This is a genomic window from Rhizobium sp. Nf11,1 (assembly GCF_050587665.1).
Classification (GTDB): domain Bacteria; phylum Pseudomonadota; class Alphaproteobacteria; order Rhizobiales; family Rhizobiaceae; genus Rhizobium.
Genome location: NZ_JBOBHU010000076.1, coordinates 1 through 1,003, shown reverse-complemented (window position 1 = coordinate 1,003; position 1,003 = coordinate 1). Strand labels below are relative to the sequence as shown.

Below are 1,003 nucleotides of genomic sequence, written 5' to 3'. Positions count from 1 at the left end.
GTCTTTGTTTGATTTGGCAAACCTTATCCACTCGGCTTTCGCCCTCGTGGGGTGCCAAATCCGACTATCCGGACAACCTTGCGATTGCCGCCAGCCGGGCCAAACATGCGTAATTACCTTTTACAATTACGCTTTCTAACAATGCCATCGACGTGTTCGACCTGATCACTTTATTGGAGCTACGCCGAGCAGCTCGCTTGTGTCAGGTCTTAAGACCAGCTTCTCGAGATTGGATCCGATACCGCGCGGTCAGGCAACGGTAATCAAGTCGTCCGTCAGATGCTCATCCCTAAAGATCAGCAAACAACAACGACTCAGAGCGACAAGCTTCCTTCCTACCTTCAGTCCCTCTTTCGTTTCCGGTCGGCTAGACCATCCACGACATCATTGGAACTGAGCTCGGACATCGGGCAAAACCCGACACCTGGAAGCCTCCAGATCAATCTTCTCTTCACGATATATGCAGAACAGGCACAGACGCTGATGGCGTCGTGCAAACTTTGTTTTTCTTCAGAAGACATCATCGCCGTCAGTCTCAACACCAATCGATTTGGTGGAGCTGAGCGGGATCGAACCGCTGACCCCCTGCTTGCAAAGCAGGTGCTCTCCCAGCTGAGCTACAGCCCCATCAGCTCGATCGCCTGGATCGCTCCAGGTTCGGCAACTTTCCGCGTCTGCCGTCTTTTCCCAACCCCCATTCACCAAATGCAAATGGTGGGCCCGGGAAGACTTGAACTTCCGACCCCACGCTTATCAAGCGTGTGCTCTAACCAACTGAGCTACGGGCCCATTCTCGTCAAACCGGTCCAGTCAAACTGGAGCGACGCGGTTCTTTGTCTTCTTGAAGAAAGAGAAACGTGGACGGCGAAAGCTCGCCATACCGTCGTGACCGTAGTCTACGCGGCGTATTACGTTGCGATCGTGATCTGACTGATCCGATCTTGTTCTAAAAAGATGGAGAAGCTTCATACCGGTCAAGCCGGTCGTCTTAGCGTTTCTCGAT

General features: G+C 52.7%; 1 protein-coding gene and 2 tRNA genes. All 3 read right to left on the bottom strand.

Annotated features, from left to right (window positions below; genetic code table 11):
• Positions 1-551: 551 nt before the first annotated feature.
• Positions 552-627: transfer RNA gene (locus ACQ7C1_RS31745), tRNA-Ala, on the bottom strand.
• Positions 628-712: 85 nt separating this feature from the next.
• Positions 713-789: transfer RNA gene (locus ACQ7C1_RS31740), tRNA-Ile, on the bottom strand.
• A gap of 21 nt (positions 790-810) precedes the next feature.
• Positions 811-1,003 (bottom strand): hypothetical protein (locus ACQ7C1_RS31735; protein ID WP_430961221.1); only part of this gene is annotated, 193 nt, incomplete at its 5' end.